Source organism: Pseudomonas saudimassiliensis (assembly GCF_000939975.1).
Lineage (GTDB): Bacteria > Pseudomonadota > Gammaproteobacteria > Pseudomonadales > Pseudomonadaceae > Halopseudomonas > Halopseudomonas saudimassiliensis.
The window spans coordinates 896,092-918,717 of the sequence record NZ_LK391969.1; the positions used below are offsets into that span (position 1 = coordinate 896,092).

Genomic DNA, 22,626 nt, shown 5'->3' on the forward strand with positions numbered 1-22,626 from the left:
GCACTTCCCACCCTGCGGGTGGGATGCGATCGGGTATACTGCGGCGTTTTCAGCCGACCCCAAGCGGAGCCTCCCATGCCGAATATCACCCTGGACAGTCTGCAATCCTCCATACAGGATCAGGTGCGCCGCGCCCTGGCCGAGGACGTCGGCGATGGCGACATCACCGCGGCCCTGATTCCGGCGGACCGCCAGGCCCAGGCCACCATCATCTCCCGCGAGCCCGCGGTGCTGTGCGGGACGGCCTGGGCCGATGAGGTGTTTCGCCAGGTGGATGCACAGATCCGGGTCGAATGGCTGGCCGCCGACGGCGATCAATTGGTGCCGAACCAGCCCTTCTGCCGCATCAGCGGCCCGGCCCGCGGCCTGCTGACCGGCGAGCGCTGCGCCCTGAACTTCATCCAGACCCTGTCCGCCACGGCCACCCGCAGCCAGCACTTCACCAAGCTGGTGGAAGGCACTGCGGTAAAGCTGCTGGACACCCGCAAGACGCTGCCGGGGCTGCGCCTGGCGCAGAAGTACGCGGTCACCTGCGGCGGTGGCCACAACCATCGCATCGGGCTGTATGACGCCTTCCTGATCAAGGAAAACCACATCGCGGCCTGCGGCGGCATTGACGCAGCCGTCGCCCAGGCGCGCCGACTGAGCCCCGGCAAACCGGTGGAAGTGGAGGTGGAAAGTCTGGATGAGCTGCGCCAGGCCCTGGCCGCGGGCGCCGATATCATCATGCTCGATGAGCTGAGCAATGAGGACATGCGCACCGCCGTGCAGATCACCGCCGGCAAGGCCAAGCTGGAAGCCTCCGGCGGCATCAACGAGGATACTCTGCGCGCGGTTGCCGAAACCGGCGTCGACTACATTTCCATCGGCAGTCTGACCAAGGACATCAAGGCGGTGGACCTGTCGATGCGCCTGTCCATGTAAGCAACCGGCCAGCGGCCCAGCCCGCTGGCCACTCCCAGCTCAATCTGGCTGGACGTTGTCGTACAGCATGTAGCGGGCGGTTTCATGCAGTCCGCGGGTCAGCGGCAGCAGCCGCTGGTATTCTGCGGGGAACTGCTCGGCGACGTTGTCCAGCGGGGTCTCCGAGTGCAAATCATGCAGGCTCGGCTCGCTGCCATCGTGGTTCATCTGCAGCAGGAAGTCCTGGGTGACCGCTCCGATCAACGGGAAGGTCCCCTCCCGCAGTACCAGCGGTACCACCCGCTCGCCTTCCGGCGGCGCGATCAGCACGTCACGGCCCATGCTGCGGGTCTCATATTCGATACCCAGCAGCCCGGCGATGGTCGGCAGCAGGTCGGCAAGGCCCACCGCCTCGTCGAATTCCCGCGGCTCGAGCAGGCCCGGCGCGTGGATCAGCAGCGGCACGTTATTGCTTTCCAGCCCCAACTGGTCGAACGCCGGTTTCATGTAGTCGATATTGGCGATCCGCGTGTTGTGGTCGCCAAACATCACGAAGATGGTGTTGTCGTAGTAACCGCTGGCCTTGGCCATCTCCATGAAACGCCCGATATTGAAGTCCAATAGCCGCGCCGCATTGTACTGTTCGACACTGCGCGAGCCGGCGGCCTGTACCTCCGCCAGCGGCCGGTCGATGACCTCGAAGCCGTCGTTCTCTGCCGGGATGGTGAAGGGGCGATGGTTGCCCGCCGTCTGGATGTAGGCGAAGAAGGGTTCATCATCCGGCAGCGCGCGCAGCAGCTGGTCGGTTTCCTTGAACAGATCCAGGTCGGAAATACCCCAGACATCGACGTTCTTCGACTTCCAGTAACCTTCCTCATACAGCTGCACGCCGTCGATACTCTGGCGCACCAGGGCGTTCATATTGGCCCAGCCGGAGTTGCCGCCGATGGTATACAGCTTGTGATACCCCGGAAGATCGTTGATCAGGCTGCGCTGCTTGGTAATCAGCGGGTTGCGAGTCGCGGTCTCCGAACGGGATACGTCCGGCACGCCGGAGATGCTGGCCCACACTGTCTTCGCCGTGCCGGTCACCGGCACGTAGAAATGCCGGAAGAACCAGCTCTGCTTTGCCAACTCATCCAGATTCGGCGTCGGGTTCAGCGGGTTACCGTAGGCGCCCACCGCCGTGGTGCCCAGGGACTCGAGCATGATGAACACCACATTGGGCGCGGCGCCTTCCAGCCGATGGGGCTGCACCGGCACCCGCCGGGAGAAATTCAGCCGCTCGGCATCGGGCTCGTCCACGCCCAGGTAGGCGCTGACCTGGGGATAGTACTTGCGCACCTGGTCCTCATCGTAGCGGTCCTGCGGCACCTTCAGGGTGTCGTAGAAAAACAATACCGGGTTGAGCCCCAGCGCCCCCAGCTGGCTGTCGCCGGCGAAGAAGGCATCGTTCCAGCGCAGTGGGACCGGGTTTTCCAGGTTCACGCCGCTGGTCCGGCCGATAAGCACGAAGAACACCAGCACCGTTACCGCGGCACTGCCCCACACCCGCGACCAGAGCCCGACCCGCTTCGCGGGCCGGTCCAGCGTCACCCGCTCCAGGCGCAGCAGGGCGAGCAGGGACAAGCCCAGCAGCGCCAGCCAGCCGAGGGTGATCCACACCACCGGATAGCTCTCCCACAGCATCTGCCGGGAGATTTGCACATCGCCGAGAAACTTCAGCGCCGAGGCGTTCAGCCGCACACCCAGATAGGCGTAATGACCGAAATCAATGAAATACATCAGCAGGACCACGGCCAGCGCCAGCAGCAGCCACAGCCGACCCAGGCCGCGCAGCAGGCGGCTGCGCAGGCTGTTCCAGCGCGGCAGCCAGGCCAGCAGCATGGCGGGCAGCATCAGCAGCAGCGCCAGACGCAGATCGAAACGCACGCCTATACCGAGGGTTTCCAGCACCAGTGGCCAGGAATGGCTTTGGCCACCGGTGACCGAGGAAAAGCCGAACAGGAAGACCGCGCGCAGTGCGACCAGCAACCCGAACACAATGGCTACCCCGCCCACGAAATAATGCAGGCGGCGGGATTGCAGCCAACTCATAGAGAAGCTCCTTGAAAGATACCGGGTTGTCGGGCGCGACTGTTCACGCCAGGTAGTCCATGGCCCGCAGGCGCGCCAGTAGCGCGTGACAATCGGGCACGTGCAGGTCGGTCAGGTCCGGCCAGGCATTGTCGGGGAGCACCAGGCAGGTCCGGCAGCCGGCCGCCCGGCCCGCCTCCAGGTCGAAACGGAAATCACCCACCATCACCGCCTCGACCTCGCTAAGCTGCCAGCTGGCCAGCAATTGATGAATGCCATCCGGTGCCGGCTTGGGTGGGGCCTCGTCGCGGCCGATGATATGGTCCGGCGCGAAGCATTCGAGCACCCCGATGCGCTGCAGCGAGGCCATGGCGACGCGGTGCAGGTTGCGGGTGAGAATCCCCAGGCGCTGGCCGTCAGCATGCAGAGCGCGGATGAGCTCTGCCGCGCCAGGTGCCGGCTCGACCTCCGCGGCCAGGCGCAGCTCGATGGCGTCGAGTTGGTCGTTCAGCCGCTGGCGCTCGGCAATCGGCAGGCGCCCGAGGTGGGTGAGGATATCCTCGTCGGCGGGGATGCCCAGCTCCCGGCGAATTGCCGGAAAGTCGTGCTGGGCGACCGTCAGGGTGCCGTCGAGATCGAAGATCCAGCCACGAACCTGGTGCATGTCAGCCCTTGCTCCGGTCGCGCATCAGCGATTCCTGGGCCACCGAGGCCACCAGCTCGCCGGCACGGTTGTACACCAGGCCGCGGGACAATCCACGGGCGCCGCTGGCGGAGGGGCTATCCATGGCATACAGCAGCCAGTCATCCATGCGCAGCGGACGGTGGAACCAGACCGCATGGTCCAGACTGGCCACCTGCATGTGCGGTAGCCAGGTGGAGATGCCATGGGGCAGCGCCGCTGTGCTCAGCAGGTTGAAATCCGAGGCGTAGGCGAACAGGTAGCGGTGGAGATGATCATCGTCGGGCAACTGGCCGTCGGCCCGGAACCAGATGTATTGCCGCGGCTCGGAGACCTTGGGGTTAAACGGGTTGTAATGCCCCACCCGGCGGATCTCGATGGGCTTGGGGCAGAGTACGCTGTCGCGTACTGCCTCCGGCAGCAGATGCTCGTTTTCCTGGGCAATCTGCAGCTCGCTCTTGATGCCGTCAGGGCCCGGCACATCGGGCATCGGCGTCTGGTGCGACACGCCCGGCTCGTCACCATGGAAGGAGGCCATCAGGGTGAAGATGGAGCGCCCCTTCTGGATGGCGCTCACGGTGCGGGTGGTGAAGCTGCCGCCGTCGCGGGGCGCCTCGACGTGATAGACAATCGGCAGGCTGGCGTCGCCCGGGCGCAGGAAGTAACCATGCACCGAATGCACGTTGCGCGCCGGGTCCACGGTCTGGCTCGCCGCCGACAGGGCCTGCCCCAACACCTGGCCACCAAACAGCTGGCGAAAACCCAGATCCTCGCTACGGCCGCGGAACAGGTTCTCTTCGATCTTCTCCAAAGCCAGCAGGCTGACCAGATTATCCAGCAATTGGCTCATAAGGACTCCTCAAACGTGAAGCCGGTGACACCGGCCGGTACTACAGGGGAGCGCGCGACAAGACGACGCACCAAAGGGCTGAGGATTTTAAACCTGAGCGCCCCATTGTTACAGCTTTTTGCACACGCCCCCGTGGCAAGGGGCATTTCGCGGTAAACTCCGCGCATTTTCAGCACGGAATCGAGCATGTCCCCTTCCGCACATTCCCCTAAACCCATGATAGCGGTCATCGGCGGCGGCCCCGCCGGACTCATGGCGGCTGAACGGCTGGCCCAGGCCGGCCTGGGCGTCCAGGTGTTCGACGCCATGCCCTCGGTGGGCCGCAAGTTCCTGCTGGCCGGTGTCGGCGGCATGAACATCACCCACTCGGAACCGACCGCCCCCTTTGTCAGCCGCTACCGCGAGGCCGCGCCCTGGGTCGGCCAGTGGCTGGACCGGCTGGGTGGCCCGGCGCTGCGCGAATGGATCCATGGGCTGGGCGTTGACACCTTCGTCGGCTCCTCCGGGCGGGTGTTTCCCACCGACATGAAAGCCGCCCCGCTGTTGCGCGCCTGGCTCAAGCGCCTGCGCGAGGCCGACGTGGAGCTGCATACCCGGCACCGCTGGCAGGGGTGGGATGAGCGTCACCAGCTGATATTCGACACGCCAGAGGGCCTGCGGCAGGTCCGGGCCGATGCCGTGGTGCTGGCCCTGGGCGGCGGCAGCTGGGCCCGCCTGGGTTCTGACGGCGCCTGGGTGCCCTGGCTGCGCCAACGCGGCGTCGACATTCGCGACCTGCGCCCGGCCAACTGTGGTTTTACGGCGGATTGGAGCGAGCATCTGCGCCAACGCTTTTCCGGCCAGCCGCTGAAACAGGTGATTGCCCGGGTCACGGCGGTGGATGGTCAGCAGCTGGAGCGCCGCGGCGAATGCGTGGTAACCGAGTCGGGGCTCGAAGGCAGTTTGATTTATGCCCTGTCGGCGGAGCTGCGCGGACTGATCGAACACCAGGGCCACGCCGAGCTGCACCTGGACCTGGCTCCCGACCGTAGCCAGGCGCAGCTGTCCGAGTTGCTGGCCCAACCGCGCAAGGGCCAGAGCCTGGCCGCGGTGCTGCGCAAGCGCGCCGGATTGGACCCGCTGAAAACCGCCCTGCTGCATGAATGTTTGACCAAGGATGAAACTGCCGATCCCCAACGCCTGGCCCAGGGCATAAAGCAGCTGCCGGTACGCCTGACCGGCACGCGCCCCCTGGACGAGGCCATCAGCAGCGCCGGCGGCGTCACCGCCCAGGCGCTGGATGAAGGCTTGATGCTCACCGCCCTGCCCGGCGTCTTCTGCGCCGGCGAAATGCTCGACTGGGAAGCCCCCACCGGCGGCTATCTGCTTACCGCCTGCTTTGCCAGCGGGCGAGTGGCTGCGGAAGGGGTGATCGAATGGCTGAGAAGGCCGAGCACTAGTTCGACCAGCGAGGCCGACGGATAACCTTGGGCCGGGATGGAACCCGGCCCTCCCAGACAGCGTGACCCTGGGATTGTCGAGCACCAGCTCGACAGCGGAGCTACCAGATACTTACGGCGCCAGCCGCTCCCGCAACCACTCCTGCCCATCCCCATCCCCATCCCGCCGATAGCGCAGCCGGTCATGCAACCGGCTCGGCCGACCCTGCCAGAATTCAATCATCTGCGGCACCACCCGGAACCCACCCCAATGGGGCGGCCGCGGCGGTTCGCTATCTGCGAACCGGGCTTCCACCTCGGCCAGGCGTTTTTCCAGCGCATCGCGCCCACTGATCACCTGACTCTGGGGCGAGGTCCAGGCGCCCAGACGGCTGCCCAGTGGCCGGCTGTGGTAATAGGTATCGGACTCTCCTTCCGACACCACTTCCACCGCGCCCTCGATCCGCACCTGGCGCTCCAGGTCTGGCCACCAGAAGGTCATCGCCGCCCGCGGATGGGCCTGCAGCTGCTCGCCCTTGGCGCTCTGGTAGTTGGTATAGAAGACGAACCCGCGCTCATCGAAGCCCTTGAGCAACAGGGTGCGCAAATGCGGCTGCCCCTCGGCATCCACCGTGGCCAGCATCATGGCGTTGGGCTCGGTGGACTCCACCTCCACCGCCTGGCTGAACCATAACCCGAACAGGGCAAAGGGATCGTCCGGCGCCTGGCTTTCCAGCAGTCCGTCTCGGGTGTAGTTGCGGCGCATATCGGCAATGCTGAGCTTCATTCACGTACTCCTGAAAGTAATGTCACCAGCCTAGCAGCCGGGTGATGGCACGACCATGACCCAGCTCAATCCAGCTCGCGCAGGCACCGGTACACCGCCCGGCTCAATTCGCCGGCGCGCGGGTCGGTCAACACATAGGGCCCCATGGTGTTGGTGACATAACCCAAGCCGACTTGGGCATCCGGGTCGGCAAAGCCCAGCGCGCCACCCGCCCCGGGATGACCGAAGGCGTTGTCGCCCATGCCGAAACTACCGCCCTGCCACTGCTGCTCCAGCATCACGCCGAGGCCGAACCGGGTCGGGCACTGCAGAGTTTTATCCATGCCGGCGCTGTGCTCCTGGCGCATCAGGTTAACCAGCTCCGGATCGAGCAGATAGGCGCCGCCCAGGCGGCCGCCGTGGGCCATGACCTGCCAGAAGCGCGCCAGCGAGCGGGCGTTGCCAGTGCCGTTGGCCGCCAGGATCTGCGCCTGCTGCCAGGCCGGCTTGTTGGTGCTGTTCTGCAGGCTGCTGGGGTTGCCGAAGGCTTTCCAGGCCAGCCCCTGCGGGTCGCCCATGGCGGTAAACAGCGCCCGGGCGTACTCGTCGCCATGCTGGTTGCGCAGCCGCGACACATGGGCGATGCGGGCCAGGTCCTCCTCGGCCACACCCACATGAAAATCCATATCCAGCGGACCGCACACCTGCTCGCGCAGATAGTCCCCCGGCATCTGTCCGGACAGCCGCCGCAGGGGTTCGCCGATCAGCCAGGCATAGGTCAGCGGCGCGTAGCCATGCAGCTCACCGGGGGTCCACCAGGGCGCCTGGGCGGCGACGGCATCGGTCATTGCCTGCCAGTCGAACAGCGCCTCGGGCGCGACCGGCGCGCTGATTGCCGAGAGGCCCGCCCGGTGGCTGAGCAACTGGCGCAGGGTAATCTGCTCCTTGCCGGCCTGGGCAAACTCGGGCCAGACCTGCGCCACCGGATCATCCAGCCCGATGCGCCCCGCCTCGACCTGCTGCAGCAGCGCCACCGCGCCCAGCGGCTTGGTGCAGGAGAACACGTTGACCAGGGTATCCTGCTCCCAGACCCGGCTATTGTCCTTGTCCATCACCCCCTGCCAGAGATCCAGCACGGTATCGCCGCCGACGGTGACGCAGAGCGCCGAGCCCCGCGCCTGGGGGTCGGCCTGCTGCTGGGCGAACAGCTCGCGGACGGATTCGAAACGGGGATCGTAGTAACCCTGGACCTGGCTCATGGATGCTCTCTTGGTATTTTTCTGTGAACGTGATCAGTCAATTTCCCGGCGAAACGGGGGTAACGCGTTGAGGATCGCCTTGCCGTAGCGCTGGGTCACCAGCCGCCGGTCCAGCAGGGTCACCGTACCGGTATCCTGCTCGGTGCGCAGCAGCCGGCCACAGGCCTGCACCAGGCGCAGACAGGCATCGGGCACGGCAATCTCCATGAAGGGGTTGCCGCCATTGCGCTCGATCCATTCCGACAACGCCGCCTCGACCGGATCATCGGGTACCGCGAAGGGGATCTTGGCGATCACCACATGCTCGCAGTACTTGCCCGGCAGGTCGACGCCCTCGGCAAAACTGGCCAGGCCGAAGATCACGCTCTGCTCGCCCTTGTCGACCCGCCCGCGGTGCTGGCGGATCAGCTCCTGCTTGGACAGGTCGCCCTGCACCAGCACCCGCTCGCGGAACGCCGCCGGCAGGCCGGCATAGACCTCCAGCATCTGCCGGCGGGAGGAAAACAGCACCAGGCTACCCGGCTCGTGCTCGAGCATATCCGGCAGGTGTTCGATGATGGAAGCGCTGTGGCCGGCGTTGTCGCGGGGGTCGGCACCGTGGTTGGGCACTCGCAGCACGCCGCTCTCGGCATAGCGGAACGGGCTCGGCGCCAGGGTGCAGACGGCGCTCTTGGGCAGGCCGGCGCGGTGGCTATAGCGATCGAAGCGGCCCAGCGCGGTGATGGTCGCCGAGGTGACCAGGGCGGCAAAAGCGGTGTGCCAGAGGTATTGGCGCAGGGTGTCAGCGGCCAGGATCGGGCTGACATGCACCTCCAGGTCGTTCTGCTCGGTGAGGGTCAGCCAGCGCGCGGTCGGCGGCTTGTCCTCGGGGTCCTCCAGGCTGAACTGGGTCCACAGGGTCCAGTTGCCCTCGGCCCGGGCAGCCAGCGCGCCGAACAGCGGATACCACTCCTCGGCCTGGGTCTGGTGTACCCCGACCACCTCTCCATCCATGGCCTCCTTGAGGGTATCGACCATGCGCTGCAGCAGGTCGGTAATGCGGCCGAACCCGGCCTTGAGCTCCATCGACATCTCGCGGATATGCTCGGGCACTACCCCATGTTCGAAGCGGTACTGCGGTCGCACCTGCCCGGTAAAGTCCTCGGCGCTGGAAAAGTCCGCCACCTCGCCCAGGGCCTGGCTCATGAACTGCTGGTGCGGCTTGAGTTCGCGGGCCTGCTGTGGCACCTGCTCGAGCAGGCGGCCGAAGTCGCCCGGCAGCGGATGCTGCGCCAGCAATTTGGACAGGTTCTTGTCCAGTTGGTCCAGCCAATCGGCGGTGGCGGCCATGCGCGTATGGTGGGCAAAGTGGGCGATGGCCTTATCCGGCAGGTGATGGCCCTCGTCGAACACGTACAGGCACTCCCGCGGGTCCGGCAGGATGGCGCCGCCGCCAAGCGCCAGATCCGCCAGTACCAGGTCATGGTTGGTGACGATGACGTCGATCTTCTGGATGCCTTCGCGGGCCTTGTAGAACACGCACTGGTTGAAATGCCCGCAGCGCCGGTTGGTGCACTGGATGTGGTCGGTAGTCAGGCGTGACCAGTCCTGGTCCTCCAGCGCCTCGGGCCAGGAATCGCGCTCGCCGTCCCACTTGTTGGTGGCCAGCGATTCAACCATACGGGTATAGAGCTTGAGCCCCGCCTCGTCCACATCGATGCGAAAACCTTCCTCAGCAAAGCCCTGCTGCTGGCTGGCCAGCGACTGGTTGTCCTGCAGCAACTGGTCGAGCTTGGACAGGCACACATAGCGCCCGCGCCCCTTGGCCAGGGCGAACTGGAAGTTCAGCCCGGCGTTACGCTGGATGTCGGGCAGGTCCTTAAGCACGATCTGTTCCTGCAGCGCCACCGTGGCGGTGGAGATTACCAGCGGCTTGCCCAGGTGCTTGGCAATGGGGATGCCCGCCAGGCAATAGGCCACGGTCTTGCCGGTACCGGTGCCCGCTTCGACCACCGCCACCGCCGGCCCGCCGTCACGGTGCCCCTCCTCGTCCAGCTCGACGCCGCCGAAGAGTTTCGCCACCTCGGCAATCATCACCCGCTGGCCGTAGCGCGGCTTGAGCGACTTGTTTTCGAGGAAGGTGCGGTAGGCCGTCTGGATCTGGCCCTTGAGATCATCGTTGAGCATGGGGTCTCCGAAGCAGAGCGCGGATGATACCATTTAGCGCACGCCGGCGGGCGCGGGACGGCTGCCGTTGCGCCCAGCGGACCACCTTCTGACCAGCGGACAATACCATGATCACCCTGCCCACCATTGCGCCCAGCGCGCCCTGCCCCTGCGGCGATGGCCAGCCCTATGTGGACTGCTGCCAGCCACTGCACCAGGGCCAGCCGGCGGCTAACGCCGGACGGCTGATGCGCTCGCGCTACAGCGCCTATACCCTGCAATTGATTGATTATCTGGTAGCCACCACCCTGCCCGCCCAGCAGGCAACGCTGGATCGCCAGGCGATGGCGCAGTGGAGCCGGGACAGCCACTGGCTGGGGCTGACGGTCGAGCAGGAAGACAGCGAGACCACGGGCGACCGCGCCCAAGTCACCTTCACCGCCCGCTGGGCCGACCCGGACGGCAGCGAGCACAGCCACCTGGAGTGTTCGGACTTCTGCAAGCTGGGCGAGCGCTGGTACTTCATCGATCCCAACCATCCCGTCACCGCCGGACGCAATGATCCCTGCCCCTGCGGTTCCGGTCGCAAGTTCAAGCAGTGCTGTCGCTACTGAGGGGCTTCAGTTGTCGTCGATAATCCACAGATGGCTGATATCCGGCGTTACTGCCGGGACCGTGGTTTTCAGCTGCTCCAGATCGCTGCCGGGCGGGGCCAGGGTGAGGGCGGACAGGTCGATATCCGGCGGCGCCACGTCAGCGTAGCTGTCCTGCATATCCGCACCCAGCGGCGCGATGGGCAGGTCCGGCGCCTCGACGTCCTTGAACGCGGCCATGTACTCATCCCGGGGCTCTACCGTGGCCCTACGCTGCGGCACTGGGGCAGCAGGCGCGGCCGCCGCAACGGGTAGCGGAATCTCGGCATCCGCCTCGCCCATGGGCACGATGTCACAGAGCGCGCCCGCCCGCTCGATGGCCTGGCGATACTTATGCGCCGCCGCCTCGTCCAACCCCTGCTTGATGACGATCCGCCGCCCGGAGAACAGCGTCTCCAACTGCCGATCGCTGGCCTGGAACAGTTGGCCGATCCGCGCGCGGGCCTGCTCAGGCGCAACATCCGCTCGCACCTGGCCGTGGAAAACCACCTCGAAAACTGCCATCTTGTCACTCCCTTGTATAGATTGCGTTAGTATGGACAGGCTGCCCGGCGCCGACAACTTTTCCAATATAAGGGGCGCCAGGTTAAAACGGAGGGGGTTGCATTGATGATTCGTTCACCCGGTCTGGGGCTGGCAGTATTGCTGATGGGGATGCTTGGCCTGAACGGCTGCGCCGTGCTCGACCGCTCCTATACCGAGCCGGACGTGCAACTGGCCAATATCGAGATGCTCAAATCGAACCTGTGGGAGCAATCCTTCCGCCTGCGCCTGCGGGTGGACAATCCCAACAGTCGCAACCTGCCCGTGCGCGGCATGCACTACCAGGTGTATCTGAACGACATGCGCCTGGCCACTGGCGTAACCGACCGCGCCTTCGACGTACCCGCCTACGGCACCGAATACTTCGACGTGACCGTACGCTCGAATATCTGGCGACACCTGAGTGACCTGGTCAAGCTCGTTGAGCACCAGCAACCGGTCAATTATCGGATCGACGGGCACATCCGTACCGGCCTGTTCATGTCGCCCAAACTGACGCTGCAGGAAGAAGGCACCATCGATCCTGCGGACATGCGCTTCTAGGAGTCGCCCATGACTAACAGCGACTGGCTGATCATTCTCGGCCTGGTCATCATCTTCGCCCTGGCCCTGTATGCCGTCGTGCTCTGGCGCCGGGTCTGGCGCAACCAGCAGCGCCTCGCCCAGCAGGAGCGCGAGCGCAACGACCGCCTGGAAGGAGATATCCGCATACTCGCCCAGAGTCTGCTCGCCGGGCAGTTGCCGGTGATCGAGGGCGCCATCCGCATCAAGGTATTGCTGGACAACTACAGCGGGGAGCGACGCGCCGACCTGGACGTGCAGGTTCTTAGCACCATTTATGACGCCACCGCCCATATCCCGACCCACCAGGCCTGGCAGGATCTGCCCAAGCCCGAGCGGCGGCTGCATGAGCGGCAGATGCAGACCCTGGAGGCCCAGCACCGCAGCGCGGTGCAGCAGATCGCGCAGCAGCTCAGTGCTGGCCTGCGCCCGGCCGCCCCGGGCGCAGCCACGCAGCATCAGACCGCCGAATAACCCCCGTCCACTGCGACCGCCTGGCCGGTGACGTGGCGTGAGGCGTCGGTGGCGAAGAACAGCGCCAGCCCCTTGATATCCTCATCCCCACCCACGCGGCCCAGCGGGGTGTTGCGGATGATCGACTCGGACACGTGATCCAGCCCCTTGGCCAGCTTGGTCGGGAAATACCCGGGGCAGATGGCGTTGACGCGGATATTGTAGGTGCCCCACTCCCCGGCCAGGGCCCGGGTCAGGTTGATTGCCGCCGCCTTGCTGGTGTTGTAGGCCACGGTGTGGACCCCGGTATTCGGCCCGTTGCCCTTGAGTCCGGCAATCGAGGCGATATTGATGATGTTGCCGGAGCGGCGCGGGATCATGAAGCGGCGCGCCACTTCCTGGGCCATCAGGAAACAGACATCCACGTTCAGGCCCATCACCTTCTGCCAACCAGCATAGCTGTGCTCGACCGCGGGTTGCCCCCAGGTGGTGCCGGCATTGTTGATCAGGATATCGACGGTACCAAAACGCGCCTCGGCTGCGTCCACCAGGGTAACCACCGGGTTGCCCTCAGCCTTGCCCAGGTCGCAGGCGATACCGCCCGCCTCGATGCCGCGGGCATTCAGCTGGGCGACCACCGCCTCCACCTCGGCCGGGTTACGGGCATTGATGAAGATCTTCGCGCCCTGCTCGCCCAGCGCTTCAGCCATCTGCAGGCCCAGGCCCTTGGTGCCACCGGTGATCAGGGCGACCTTGCCGGTCAGGTCGAACAATTGCATTACGCTCATGATAATTCCTTGTTGTCTTATCGCCAGTCAGGTCATCGATCATAGCGCCCGCCGCGGATGATACAGACCATCAGTGAGCACAGTGATATGTCGCCCTGCACCGGTGTTATCATGGCGTCTCACGAAAAGCGGAGCTCCCATGGCTGAACACGACTTCCGGCGCACTGCGCTCAACCCCTCCCATACGCTGATCGAATGCCGCACGCTGGCCGGCGGACTGTACCAGGTCACCGGCCAGGGCGGCGGCGTCCAGCCGGGCGACACGCTCATCTGCACGGTCAAGGGCAGCAAGGACCTGCCGCTGCCGCTGGTCGTGGGCAAGGTGCGCTACCTGATCAACCCGGCGGGCCAGTGGACCGCTACCGCCACGGGCCCGGACCTCAAGGGCCAGGTGGTGCTGGGCTGGTCGGTCCACTGCGATGAGTGCGCCCGCGAGCAGGCTTTCGAGTTCCTGGCGCAGGAGAAGGATGATCTGCAGGCGCGTACCGCCAAGGCTGTTAGCCGCATCGGCGAGCTGGGCTGGAAGCCGCGGGGTGACAACCACCTGTGTCCGCGCTGCGCCGCCAACAGCTGAGCCACTAGAACAGCAGCAGTTGCTCACCGAGGGGGCTGTGGGCGTTATCCAGCCGCACCCCCACGCCGATCAGACGCACCGGCCGACCGCCACGACTGAAGGCCTGCCGGCACAGCGCCTCGAAGCCCTGGGGCGTGATCGGCGCGCCCGCCTGCTCCAGGGTGGTCTGGGTGAAGTCGTGGAACTTGAGTTTGACGAAGGGTTTGCTGATCCGGTACTGCCCCTCCAGTCGCCCCAGCCGTTGCGCCAGCTTGTCCAGCAGCGGCGGTAATGCATCCAGGCAGTGCTGCAGGTCGGGCAGATCGCGGTCATAGGTGTTCTCCACGCTGACCGATTGCCGCGCCCGATCCACCACCACCGGGCGGTCATCAATGCCCCGGGCCAATTCCCACAAACGCTCGCCGAAGCTACCGAACTCCCGCGCCAGATCCTGCTTGCGCCACTGGCGCAGGTCGGCGCAGGTGTCCACGCCCCGCTGGTGCAGCCGCGCCGCCGTGACCTTGCCCACGCCATGCAGCCGCTTGACCGGCAGCGCCAGCACGAACTCATCGACCTCCTCGGGCAAAATCACCTTCAGTCCGTCGGGCTTGTTCCAGTCACTGGCGATCTTCGCCAGGAATTTGTTCGGCGCCACCCCGGCCGATACCGTGATGCCCTGGGTCTCCTCCACCCGCTGGCGGATTTCCCGGGCAATCAGCGTCGCACTACCGCGGCAGGCCGGCGAATCGGTGACATCCAGAAAGGCCTCGTCCAGCGACAGCGGCTGCACGAGCGGCGTGTATTCATGGAAGATGGCCTGGATGGCCATGGAGACTTCGCGGTAGACCTGCATCCGCCCGGGCACGATCAAGAGGTCGGGGCAGAGCTTCTTGGCGTAGGCCGAGGCCATGGCCGAATGCACCCCGTAGGTGCGCGCCTCGTAGTTGCAGGTGGCGATGACTCCACGCTTGCCCGGATCGCCACCGACTGCCAGCGGCCGATTGCGCAGCCGCGGGTCGTCACGCATCTCGATGGCGGCGAAGAAGCAATCGCAATCGATGTGGATGATCTTGCGCAAGGGCCAGGGCCTGTTCCGGGGAGGTATGCCGGCTATTGTACCTCAGACGACGACCACTCGATTACGCCCCTCGCGCTTGCCGCGATACAGGCCCTTGTCCACCCGCTGCAGCGTCTCGACGATATCGACTTCGTCGTTCTGCACCTCTGACAGCGCAAAGGTAGCGGTAATACGGCGCGGTTCGCCCTTGAGCATCACCGGCGTGTTCTCCAGGGTGGTGCGCAGGCGCTCCACTACCTTTTCGGCCTCGGCTGGGCCGGTGTCCGGGAGCAGGATAATGAACTCCTCGCCGCCGAAACGCCCCAGCACGTCCCCTTCGCGCAGCTGCCTGGTCATCAGGTCGGCCACATGGCGCAGGGCGATATCGCCGCTGTCGTGCCCCAGCTCGTCATTCAGTGCCTTGAAGGCATCCAAATCACCCATGGCCACGCAGATGGCCGTGCCCTGGCGCCGGCAGCGCTCACGCTCGCGCTTGAACAGCATTTCGTACTGACGCCGGTTGAACAGGCCCGTCAAAGGGTCCGTGGTCGCCTGGCGTTTCAGTTCTTCTTCCAGCAGCCGGCGCCGCTCCATCTCCTCCTGCAGCTCCCGGTTCGCCTTGCGCGCCTGGCTGAACATCGCATATTGCCGGCGCTGCACTATCTGCAGCTGCTGCGCCGCAAAGAACCCGGTGATGACCGGCAGGCTCAACATGAAGAAGGCGCCGAATAGCACTTCCGCGCCACGGCCATTGGCCGCAATGCACAGCAACGCCAGGGCCACGCCCACAAGGGCCGCCAACAGGGTCAGGATCAGGCGATTGGGCACGAACAGAAACATGGCCAGCAATATGATGCCGACGACACCAATGGTGAACACCGCAATGTCGGGCCGCAGGAAATAGATCGGCATGAACAGGAAGAAGCCGATGATCTCCAGCCCAGCAATCGCATAGCCACAGGAGGCGAGCTGGGGCCGGCGACGCAGCGCAACGGCATAGCTGAACACCAGAGTGGCTTGCACTACCCGGCACGCCAACAGGATAAAAAACTCCCGGGACCAGCCCAGGCTCTGGAGATCCAGGAGGGCGAACAGCAGAAGCAGGCTACCCCAGACAAACATGGCGACCCGCAGATGCCGGGCCAGCATCGGCTGCATGTTCAACCGGTAGGCCTGCTCGGTGTCGCGGTCCGCGAACTCAGCCCAAGGCAGGGAAATCGCGTAGGACTTGGTGGAATTACTTTTGGTGGAATTACTCATTGGTCATCCCTTTATTCTTTCAAGCCGTATAGCACGACTGACGTCGCCACGGAAAGGCCCGGGCCACCCCCGGCCGCCTCCCGACCAGGGAGCCGCAATAATGGCACATAGACACCAAACTGTCTCAGCCAGATGCTGGACGGTATTTCTGGCCCCCTAAAAATTCTTTTTGCATCAAGTGCTTGACAGCCCCTTCGAAATCCGTAGAATGAGCCACCTCAGACGCGGGGTGGAGCAGTCTGGTAGCTCGTCGGGCTCATAACCCGAAGGTCGTAGGTTCAAATCCTGCCCCCGCAACCAACATAGAAAAAGCCTTGGATATGCAGATATCCAGGGCTTTTTTGCATTTGTTTCCCTACCTGTATCTTGTTGTGCTGCCCTCGGGGCGGGCGCCTGTCCGTCCCGGATGTCCAGGTCCTGTTTCTCATTGATGGAGTCGTACAATGGCTGACAAATCACACCATGAATTGCGCGCGATGTTCCGTGACCTGCTGGCAGGCGACCGCTGCCTGAACGCGGCTTCGGTATTCGACCCACTCTCGGTGCGCATGGCAGCCGACCTGGGATTTTCCGTGGGCATCCTCGGCGGCTCCGTCGCCTCGCTACAGGTACTGGGCGCGCCTGATATCGCGCTGATCACCCTGGACGAGTTCGCCGAACAGGCCAATCGCCTGGGCCGGGCCAGCCAGATCCCGGTCATCGCCGACGCGGATCACGGCTACGGCAACGCCCTCAATGCCATGCGCACGGTCAACGAGCTGGAGAAAGCCGGCGTCGCGGCCCTGACCCTGGAAGATACGCACCTGCCCCGCCCCTTCGGCGAGCAGCCGCCGGCGCTGATCAGTGCCGATGAAGCCGCAGCCAAGATCCGCGCCGCCCTCAAGGCCCGCTCGGATGCGGCATTAAGCATCATTGCCCGCACCAACGCCGGCGCCACCACCCTGGAAGACTCGATCCAGCGCACCACCGCCTATCAGGCTGCGGGGGCCGATGCCATCTGCCTGGTCGGCGTGCAGGACTTCGATCACCTGCAGGCGCTCACCGGCCACCTGACCGTGCCGCTCATGCTGATCACCTATGGCAATCCGGCGCTGGCCGATGCCGAGCGGTTGAGCGCCGCCGGCGTACGCGTCGTGGTCAATGGCCATGCACCCTTCATGGCGGCGATCCAGGCGGTCTACGACACCCTGCGCAAGGAAAGCGGTACCGATAGCGCAGCATTGCCACTGGGGCAACTGCTGAGCCGCTATACCCTGGCCGATACCCACAGCGACTGGATGACCGATTACCTGACGCAGGGCACCGCTCCGCGCTGACCCTGACCTGCCGCCGCTTGCGCAAAGGAGTTGACCCGGGAGCTCCACTCCCTTAAAAGAGGTTTAGAATAATTACTCTAAATCTTGCCCGGAGCTCCCATGGCGGACGGCACTTCACCGTACTCCCCCCTCGATACCCAGCTGGCTGAGCTGCTGCATTGCCAGCGTCTGGCCTTCCAGGCGGCACCCATGCCCGCCCTGGAATCACGCCTGGATCTGCTCAAACGCCTGCGCGCCGCCTTGGTCGCAGAGCAGGAAGCACTGATCGACGCGGTCAGCCGGGATTTCGGTAACCGCTCCCGGGACGAGACGCTCTTTGCCGAGCTGCTGCCCAGCCTGCAATCCATCGATCACGTCAGCAAGCATCTGCGCCGCTGGATGAAGCCCTCGCGGCGCCCTTTGGGCATCGCCTTCCAACCCGGCTCGGCGCAGGTGCTTTACCAACCCCTGGGTGTAGTCGGGGTGATAGTGCCTTGGAATTACCCGATCTTTCTCGCCATGGGGCCGCTGATCGGCGCACTGGCCGCCGGCAACCGGGTCATGATCAAGATGAGTGAATCGACCCCCGCCACCTCCCAACTGGTCAAGGCGCTGCTGGCCCGGACCTTCCCCCAGGATCAGGTAGCCGTGGTGCTGGGCGAAGCGGAGGTGGGTGCGGCTTTCTCCCGCCTGCCGTTCGATCACCTGCTGTTTACCGGCGCGACCAGTATCGGCCGGCACATCCTGCACGCGGCGGCGGACAACCTGACCCCGGTGACCCTGGAGTTGGGCGGCAAGTCGCCGGCTATCGTCTCCGCCACCGTACCGCTGGACGACGCCGCCGAGCGCATCGCCTTTGGCAAGACCATGAACGCCGGGCAAACCTGTGTGGCACCGGACTATGTGCTGGTGCCGGAATCCAGGCTGGACGATTTCGTCGCGGCCTACCGCCGGGTGATCAACCGCTTCTACCCGCCTGCCCCGGCCAACCCCGACTACACCAGCATCATCAACCCACGCCAGTTGGCCCGATTACAGCACTACATCGAGGATGCCCAGGCCAAGGGCGCGCGGGTAATCCCCCTGCTCGCCGAGGGCCAGGACCGCCGGCTGCCCCCAACCCTGCTGCTGGATGTCACCGACGATATGCTGGTGATGCAGGATGAGATCTTCGGCCCGCTGTTGCCCGTCGTCCCCTACCGGGACATCGACGAGGCCATCGCCCAGGTCAACGCCCGCCCGCGGCCGCTGGCGCTCTACTACTTCGGTTACGATCGGGTTGAACAACAACAGGTGCTGGAGCGGACCCACTCCGGCGGCGCCGGCATCAACGAGACCCTGTTGCATGTAGCGGTCTGCGACCTGCCCTTTGGCGGTATCGGCCCTTCCGGCATGGGGCATTACCATGGCCATGAGGGCTTTCTCACCTTCAGCAAGGCCAAACCGGTGCTGCGCAAACCCCGTTTCAATGCCACCAGGGTGCTCTATCCGCCCTATGGCACCGGACTGCAGAAACTGCTGCGCAAACTGCTGATCCGGTGATCCGGTGATCCGTTGATCCGCTGACAGCAGTGCCACAACGAGGAAGAACAACAATAATGCCCCCTACACTCACTGACCATCCTGGCCTGAATCGCCGGCAGCTACTCAAGGTGGGCCTGTTCGGCACTGCGGTGCTGGCCAGCGCCGGTGGCCTCGCCAGCCTCAGCGGGTGCACCACAGAGACCGCAGCCCCGGGCTATCGGCAACTGCGCGGGCAGGATCTGCCCATGCTGCGCCGCGTGGTACCGGTGGTGCTGGCCGGTGCGCTTCCGGCGACCGGGCGATCAGCGGCCGTCGATAACGTATTGCAGGCGCTGGATAACAATCTCGACCGACTGTCACCCAGCCTCAACCGCCAGGTATTGCAGCTGTTCGATCTGCTCACCCTGCGCCTGACCCGCGGCGCGGTGACCGGCATCTGGGGCGCCTGGGAGAACGCCAGCGACGCGGCAGTAACAGCCTTTTTGCGGCGCTGGGAGAACAGCTCCTTCGCCCTGCTCCAGCAAGGGCGCAATGCCCTGACCAACATCATCCTGCTGTCCTGCTACAGCACGCCGGCATCCTGGGCCCAATGCGGTTACCCCGGCCCACCGCGTATCTGAGGAAATCCACATGCCGATTCGGGATGCCTTTGCCGAAGGACGCCAGCGCGGCTGGAAAACCATCAACGCCGCCCAGCTCGAGCAGGACCTGACGCTGGAGGTCGATATTGCCATCGTCGGCAGCGGCGCCGGGGGCGCCACCAGCGCCGAGATACTCAGCGCCGCCGGCTTCAAGGTGCTGCTGATCGAGGAAGGCGGGCTGTTTACCAGCAGCGACTTCAAGTTGCAGGAGCATGAGGCCTACCCGGCGCTCTATCAGGAGGGCCTGGGGCGCATGTCCAAGGACGGCGCCATCACCATCCTGCAGGGGCGCGCCGTGGGTGGCAGCACCCTGGTCAACTGGACCTCCAGCTTCCGCACCCCCGAGCCCACGCTGGCCCACTGGCGCAGCGACCACGGCGTGCGCGGCCACGGCAGTGACGAGTTGGCGCCCTGGTTTGCGCGCATGGAAGAGCGCCTGGGCATCAGCCCCTGGGCCACACCACCGAACGCCAACAACGATGTGCTGCGCCGGGGCTGCGAACAGCTTGGGCTGCATTGGCAGGTGATCCCACGCAACGTGCGCGGCTGCTGGAACCTGGGCTATTGCGGCTTGGGCTGCCCGACCAATGCCAAGCAATCCATGCTGGTCACCAGCATCCCCGCCCTGCTCGACCAGGGCGGCGAGCTGCTCTATTTCGCCCGGGCCGAACGCCTGCTGCTCGCTGGCGACCGTATCAGCGCCCTGGAATGCGTGGCGATGGACGACCGCTGCGTCGCGCCCACCGGGCGGCGCATCCAGGTATACGCCCGGCATTACGTCCTGGCCGGCGGCAGCATCAACACTCCCGGTGTGCTGCTGCGCTCCGGCGCGCCGGACCCGCACCAGCGGGTCGGCAAACGGACCTTCCTGCATCTCACCACCTTTTCCTGGGCGCAGTTCGATGAGCAGATCAACCCCTTCTACGGCGCGCCGCAGTCGGTATATTCCGACCACTTCCAGTGGCGGGACGGCGCCAGCGGGCCGATGGGCTACAAGCTGGAGGTGCCACCCATGCAGCCGGGCTTCAGCGCCACCGTGCTCGGCGGCACCGGCGTAGCCAACCCGGAACTGATGCAGCAATTGCCCAACAGCAACATGATGATCGCCCTGCTGCGCGACGGCTTTCATCCCGACAGCGCCGAAGGGACCGTCCAGCTGCGCAAGGACGGCTCCGCGGTGCTGGATTACCAATTGACGGACTACACCTGGGATGGGGTGCGCCGTAGTTTCCTGAGCATGGCCGAGATCCAGTTCGCCGCCGGCGCCCGCAGCGTCACGCCGGTGCATAACGACGTGCGCCCGGCCACCAGCCTCGCCCAGGCCCGCGCCCTGATCAACGAGCTTGATCTGCGCCGCTTCAAGACCCGCCTGGGCAGCGCCCACGTGATGGGCGGTTGCGCCATGGGCGAGGACCCGGGTCGCAGCGTGGTCGACAGCCTCGGCCGGCATCATCAGTTGGAGAACCTGTCGATCCACGATGGCTCGCTGTTCCCCACCAGCATCGGCGCCAACCCGCAGCTGTCGGTCTACGCCATCACCGCCCGGCTCTCGAGTCTGCTCGCCGAACGGCTATCGCCATCATGAAGACCCGGGACCGCATCCTCGCCGCCAGCCTCGAGCTGTTCAATACCCGGGGCGAGCGCCATGTCACCACCAACCACATTGCCAACCACCTGGGGATGTCCCCGGGCAACCTCTATTACCACTTCCGCAACAAGCCGATGATAGTGGCCGAGCTGTTCCAGCGCTTCGAACAGCGGCTCGACGCGTTCTTCACCCTGCCGGAGGCGCCGCTGACCCTGGACCACAAGGCGGACTTGCTGGAACAGCTGCTGCAGATCATCTGGCAGTTCCGCTTCCTGCAGCAGGACCTGGACCAGCTGCTGGAAGCCGACCCCGACTTTGCCCAGCGCTACCACGCCTTTGCCCAACGCAGCCTGCGCCACGCCCGCGGGCTGTACCAGGCATTCATCGATGCCGGCATCCTGCTGATGGATGCCCGGCAGCTGGAGGCGCTGACGCTCAACGCCTGGATCATCATCAACTCCTGGGCCCGCCTGCCAGGGGCCCAACCCCGAGGGCAGCAGTTGACCGAGCAGTTTCTGCGGCGGGGCATCTATCAGTTGCTGATGCTGGAGGATGGCTATATCGCCCCGGCCCATCGGCCGGCGATCGGCGCGCTCCATGCCAGGCTGCAGGTGCCGCTGGGCGAGCTGCTGCCCGGCCTCGACTGAGCAGGGCAATGCTCATCGCCGCAGCGGTATCCGGCTTGCTACAATGGCCGCTTCCTCATTCGGAGTCCGGCACATGGATATCAGTCTGGCCCGCACCTTCCTGGAAATCGTCCGTTGCGGCAGCTTTGTCGCCGCCGCAGAACGCTTGCACGTCACCCAGGCTGCCATTACCTCCCGTATCCAGAGCCTGGAAAGCCAGCTCAACAGTACGCTGTTCATCCGCAACCGCTCCGGCGCCAAGCTGACCGCCGATGGCGAGGCCTTCATTACCCACGCCACCCAGATGATCCAGGCCTGGGACAACGCCCAGCGCGATCTGCCCTTGCTCAAGGGCTTCAGCGATGTGCTGCACATCGGTGGCGAGGCCAGCCTGTGCACGCCGCTGATCCTCGACTGGGTGCGGGCGCTACGCCGGGAGCTGCCCGAGCATTCGGTCCGGGCGGAGATCGGCGATAGCAGTACGCTGATGCAGCGGGTCGAACAGGGCTCGCTGGATGTGGCCCTGGTGTACCAGCCCGAATACCGGCCCGGCCTGCAGGTGGAAGAACTGCTGGAGGAAAAACTTATCCAGGTCGGCCTGCCCGGCCAGACCGAACCCTACGTCTATATCGACTGGGGCGAGAGCTTCCGCCGCCAGCACGACGCCGCCCTGCCCGACCGGGCCCGCGCCCCGGTGACCTTCAACCTGGGACCGCTGGCATTGCAGTACATACTCGAAGCCGGCGGCTCGGGTTACTTCCGCAGCCGGGTGGTGCAGAGCTATATCGACGCCGGCCTGCTGGAGCCGATCAGCCTGGCGCCGGAGTTCAGCTTCCCCACCTACCTGGTGTATTCCCGGCAGCGCAAGTCGGCCATGCTCGACCAGGGCCTGACCCTGCTGCGCGCCCTGGCGCAAACCTCCCAGGACTGGTCCCAGCGCTGGGATCCGATGATCTGATTGGCAGCGGCGGCTCGTCTGGCACCC

General features: G+C 65.3%; 22 protein-coding genes and 1 tRNA gene. 13 read left to right on the forward strand and 10 right to left on the reverse strand.

The window, feature by feature from the left end:
• Window positions 1–75: 75 nt before the first annotated feature.
• A complete protein-coding gene (gene nadC / locus VG99_RS04260) occupies window positions 76–924 on the forward strand; it encodes a carboxylating nicotinate-nucleotide diphosphorylase (RefSeq protein WP_044498476.1) in 849 nt (282 codons plus the stop codon).
• A 39-nt stretch (window positions 925–963) separates the two neighbouring features.
• Here the strand turns inward: nadC and VG99_RS04265 are convergent, their stop codons facing one another.
• Genes VG99_RS04265 through tesB form a run of 3 tightly spaced genes read right to left on the reverse strand, consistent with a single transcriptional unit; the run spans window position 964 to window position 4,511 of the window.
• Window positions 964–3,000, reverse strand: a complete 2,037-nt coding sequence (locus VG99_RS04265; RefSeq protein WP_044498477.1) for an LTA synthase family protein — start codon at window positions 2,998–3,000, stop codon at window positions 964–966.
• Between the two features lie 43 nt (window positions 3,001–3,043).
• A complete protein-coding gene (locus VG99_RS04270) occupies window positions 3,044–3,643 on the reverse strand; it encodes an HAD family hydrolase (protein ID WP_044498478.1) in 600 nt (199 codons plus the stop codon).
• Window position 3,644: 1 nt separating this feature from the next.
• On the reverse strand, window positions 3,645–4,511 hold the full coding sequence (gene tesB, locus VG99_RS04275; RefSeq protein WP_044498479.1) for an acyl-CoA thioesterase II: 867 nt from the start codon (window positions 4,509–4,511) through the stop codon (window positions 3,645–3,647).
• A 186-nt stretch (window positions 4,512–4,697) separates the two neighbouring features.
• On the opposite strand from tesB, the gene VG99_RS04285 reads away from it, so the two are divergent.
• Window positions 4,698–5,975, forward strand: a complete 1,278-nt coding sequence (locus VG99_RS04285; RefSeq protein WP_044498481.1) for a TIGR03862 family flavoprotein — start codon at window positions 4,698–4,700, stop codon at window positions 5,973–5,975.
• Window positions 5,976–6,062: 87 nt separating this feature from the next.
• Here the strand turns inward: VG99_RS04285 and pdxH are convergent, their stop codons facing one another.
• From pdxH to dinG, 3 genes are all read right to left on the reverse strand, one after another.
• Window positions 6,063–6,716 (reverse strand): pyridoxamine 5'-phosphate oxidase, encoded by a 654-nt coding sequence (gene pdxH, locus VG99_RS04290; RefSeq protein WP_044498482.1) that lies wholly within the window; start codon window positions 6,714–6,716, stop codon window positions 6,063–6,065.
• Between the two features lie 65 nt (window positions 6,717–6,781).
• Window positions 6,782–7,954, reverse strand: a complete 1,173-nt coding sequence (locus tag VG99_RS04295; RefSeq protein WP_044498483.1) for an EstA family serine hydrolase — start codon at window positions 7,952–7,954, stop codon at window positions 6,782–6,784.
• 33 nt (window positions 7,955–7,987) lie between these two features.
• A complete protein-coding gene (dinG, locus tag VG99_RS04300; RefSeq protein WP_044498484.1) occupies window positions 7,988–10,120 on the reverse strand; it encodes an ATP-dependent DNA helicase DinG in 2,133 nt (710 codons plus the stop codon).
• A gap of 107 nt (window positions 10,121–10,227) precedes the next feature.
• On the opposite strand from dinG, the gene VG99_RS04305 reads away from it, so the two are divergent.
• Window positions 10,228–10,713, forward strand: coding sequence for a YchJ family protein (locus VG99_RS04305; RefSeq protein ID WP_044498485.1), 486 nt, complete (start codon window positions 10,228–10,230; stop codon window positions 10,711–10,713).
• A gap of 6 nt (window positions 10,714–10,719) precedes the next feature.
• Here VG99_RS04305 and VG99_RS04310 read toward each other — a convergent pair whose 3' ends face one another.
• On the reverse strand, window positions 10,720–11,256 hold the full coding sequence (locus tag VG99_RS04310) for a hypothetical protein (RefSeq protein ID WP_044498486.1): 537 nt from the start codon (window positions 11,254–11,256) through the stop codon (window positions 10,720–10,722).
• Window positions 11,257–11,361: 105 nt separating this feature from the next.
• Between VG99_RS04310 and VG99_RS04315 the strand changes: the two genes are divergently transcribed.
• Window positions 11,362–11,838, forward strand: coding sequence for an LEA/WHy family protein (locus VG99_RS04315; protein WP_052508693.1), 477 nt, complete (start codon window positions 11,362–11,364; stop codon window positions 11,836–11,838).
• A 9-nt stretch (window positions 11,839–11,847) separates the two neighbouring features.
• The gene (locus tag VG99_RS04320; RefSeq protein ID WP_044498487.1) at window positions 11,848–12,330 is read left to right on the forward strand and encodes a DUF2489 domain-containing protein; all 483 of its coding nucleotides are present in this window, start codon (window positions 11,848–11,850) and stop codon (window positions 12,328–12,330) included.
• Here VG99_RS04320 and VG99_RS04325 read toward each other — a convergent pair.
• Window positions 12,315–13,097, reverse strand: coding sequence for an SDR family oxidoreductase (locus VG99_RS04325; RefSeq protein ID WP_044498488.1), 783 nt, complete (start codon window positions 13,095–13,097; stop codon window positions 12,315–12,317). The two genes, VG99_RS04320 and VG99_RS04325, sit on opposite strands and share 16 nt — an antisense overlap.
• Before the next feature lie 139 nt (window positions 13,098–13,236).
• Between VG99_RS04325 and VG99_RS04330 the strand changes: the two genes are divergently transcribed.
• Entirely contained in the window at window positions 13,237–13,671 is a 435-nt protein-coding gene (locus tag VG99_RS04330) for a hypothetical protein (RefSeq protein WP_044498489.1), read from the forward strand.
• A 4-nt stretch (window positions 13,672–13,675) separates the two neighbouring features.
• On the opposite strand, the gene dinB is transcribed toward VG99_RS04330, so the two are convergent.
• Complete coding sequence (gene dinB / locus VG99_RS04335) at window positions 13,676–14,728, reverse strand: DNA polymerase IV (protein WP_082049985.1); 1,053 nt, start codon at window positions 14,726–14,728, stop codon at window positions 13,676–13,678.
• Between the two features lie 42 nt (window positions 14,729–14,770).
• A complete protein-coding gene (locus VG99_RS04340) occupies window positions 14,771–15,967 on the reverse strand; it encodes a GGDEF domain-containing protein (protein ID WP_044498491.1) in 1,197 nt (398 codons plus the stop codon).
• A 223-nt stretch (window positions 15,968–16,190) separates the two neighbouring features.
• Between VG99_RS04340 and VG99_RS04345 the strand changes: the two genes are divergently transcribed.
• From VG99_RS04345 to VG99_RS04375, 7 genes are all read left to right on the forward strand, one after another.
• Window positions 16,191–16,267, forward strand: a tRNA-Met gene (locus tag VG99_RS04345).
• A 143-nt stretch (window positions 16,268–16,410) separates the two neighbouring features.
• Window positions 16,411–17,283 carry an isocitrate lyase/PEP mutase family protein gene (locus VG99_RS04350; RefSeq protein WP_044498492.1) on the forward strand — a complete coding sequence of 291 codons (873 nt, stop codon included), beginning with the start codon at window positions 16,411–16,413 and terminating at the stop codon, window positions 17,281–17,283.
• Window positions 17,284–17,382: 99 nt separating this feature from the next.
• Window positions 17,383–18,804 carry a coniferyl aldehyde dehydrogenase gene (locus VG99_RS04355; protein ID WP_044498493.1) on the forward strand — a complete coding sequence of 474 codons (1,422 nt, stop codon included), beginning with the start codon at window positions 17,383–17,385 and terminating at the stop codon, window positions 18,802–18,804.
• A 56-nt stretch (window positions 18,805–18,860) separates the two neighbouring features.
• Complete coding sequence (locus VG99_RS04360) at window positions 18,861–19,406, forward strand: hypothetical protein (RefSeq protein ID WP_044498494.1); 546 nt, start codon at window positions 18,861–18,863, stop codon at window positions 19,404–19,406.
• 10 nt (window positions 19,407–19,416) lie between these two features.
• Complete coding sequence (locus tag VG99_RS04365) at window positions 19,417–21,012, forward strand: GMC family oxidoreductase (RefSeq protein WP_044498495.1); 1,596 nt, start codon at window positions 19,417–19,419, stop codon at window positions 21,010–21,012.
• Window positions 21,000–21,662, forward strand: coding sequence for a TetR/AcrR family transcriptional regulator (locus VG99_RS04370; RefSeq protein ID WP_044501431.1), 663 nt, complete (start codon window positions 21,000–21,002; stop codon window positions 21,660–21,662). Before VG99_RS04365 ends, VG99_RS04370 begins: the two co-directional genes overlap by 13 nt.
• Before the next feature lie 73 nt (window positions 21,663–21,735).
• Window positions 21,736–22,599, forward strand: coding sequence for a LysR family transcriptional regulator (locus VG99_RS04375; RefSeq protein WP_044498496.1), 864 nt, complete (start codon window positions 21,736–21,738; stop codon window positions 22,597–22,599).
• Window positions 22,600–22,626 lie beyond the last annotated feature (27 nt).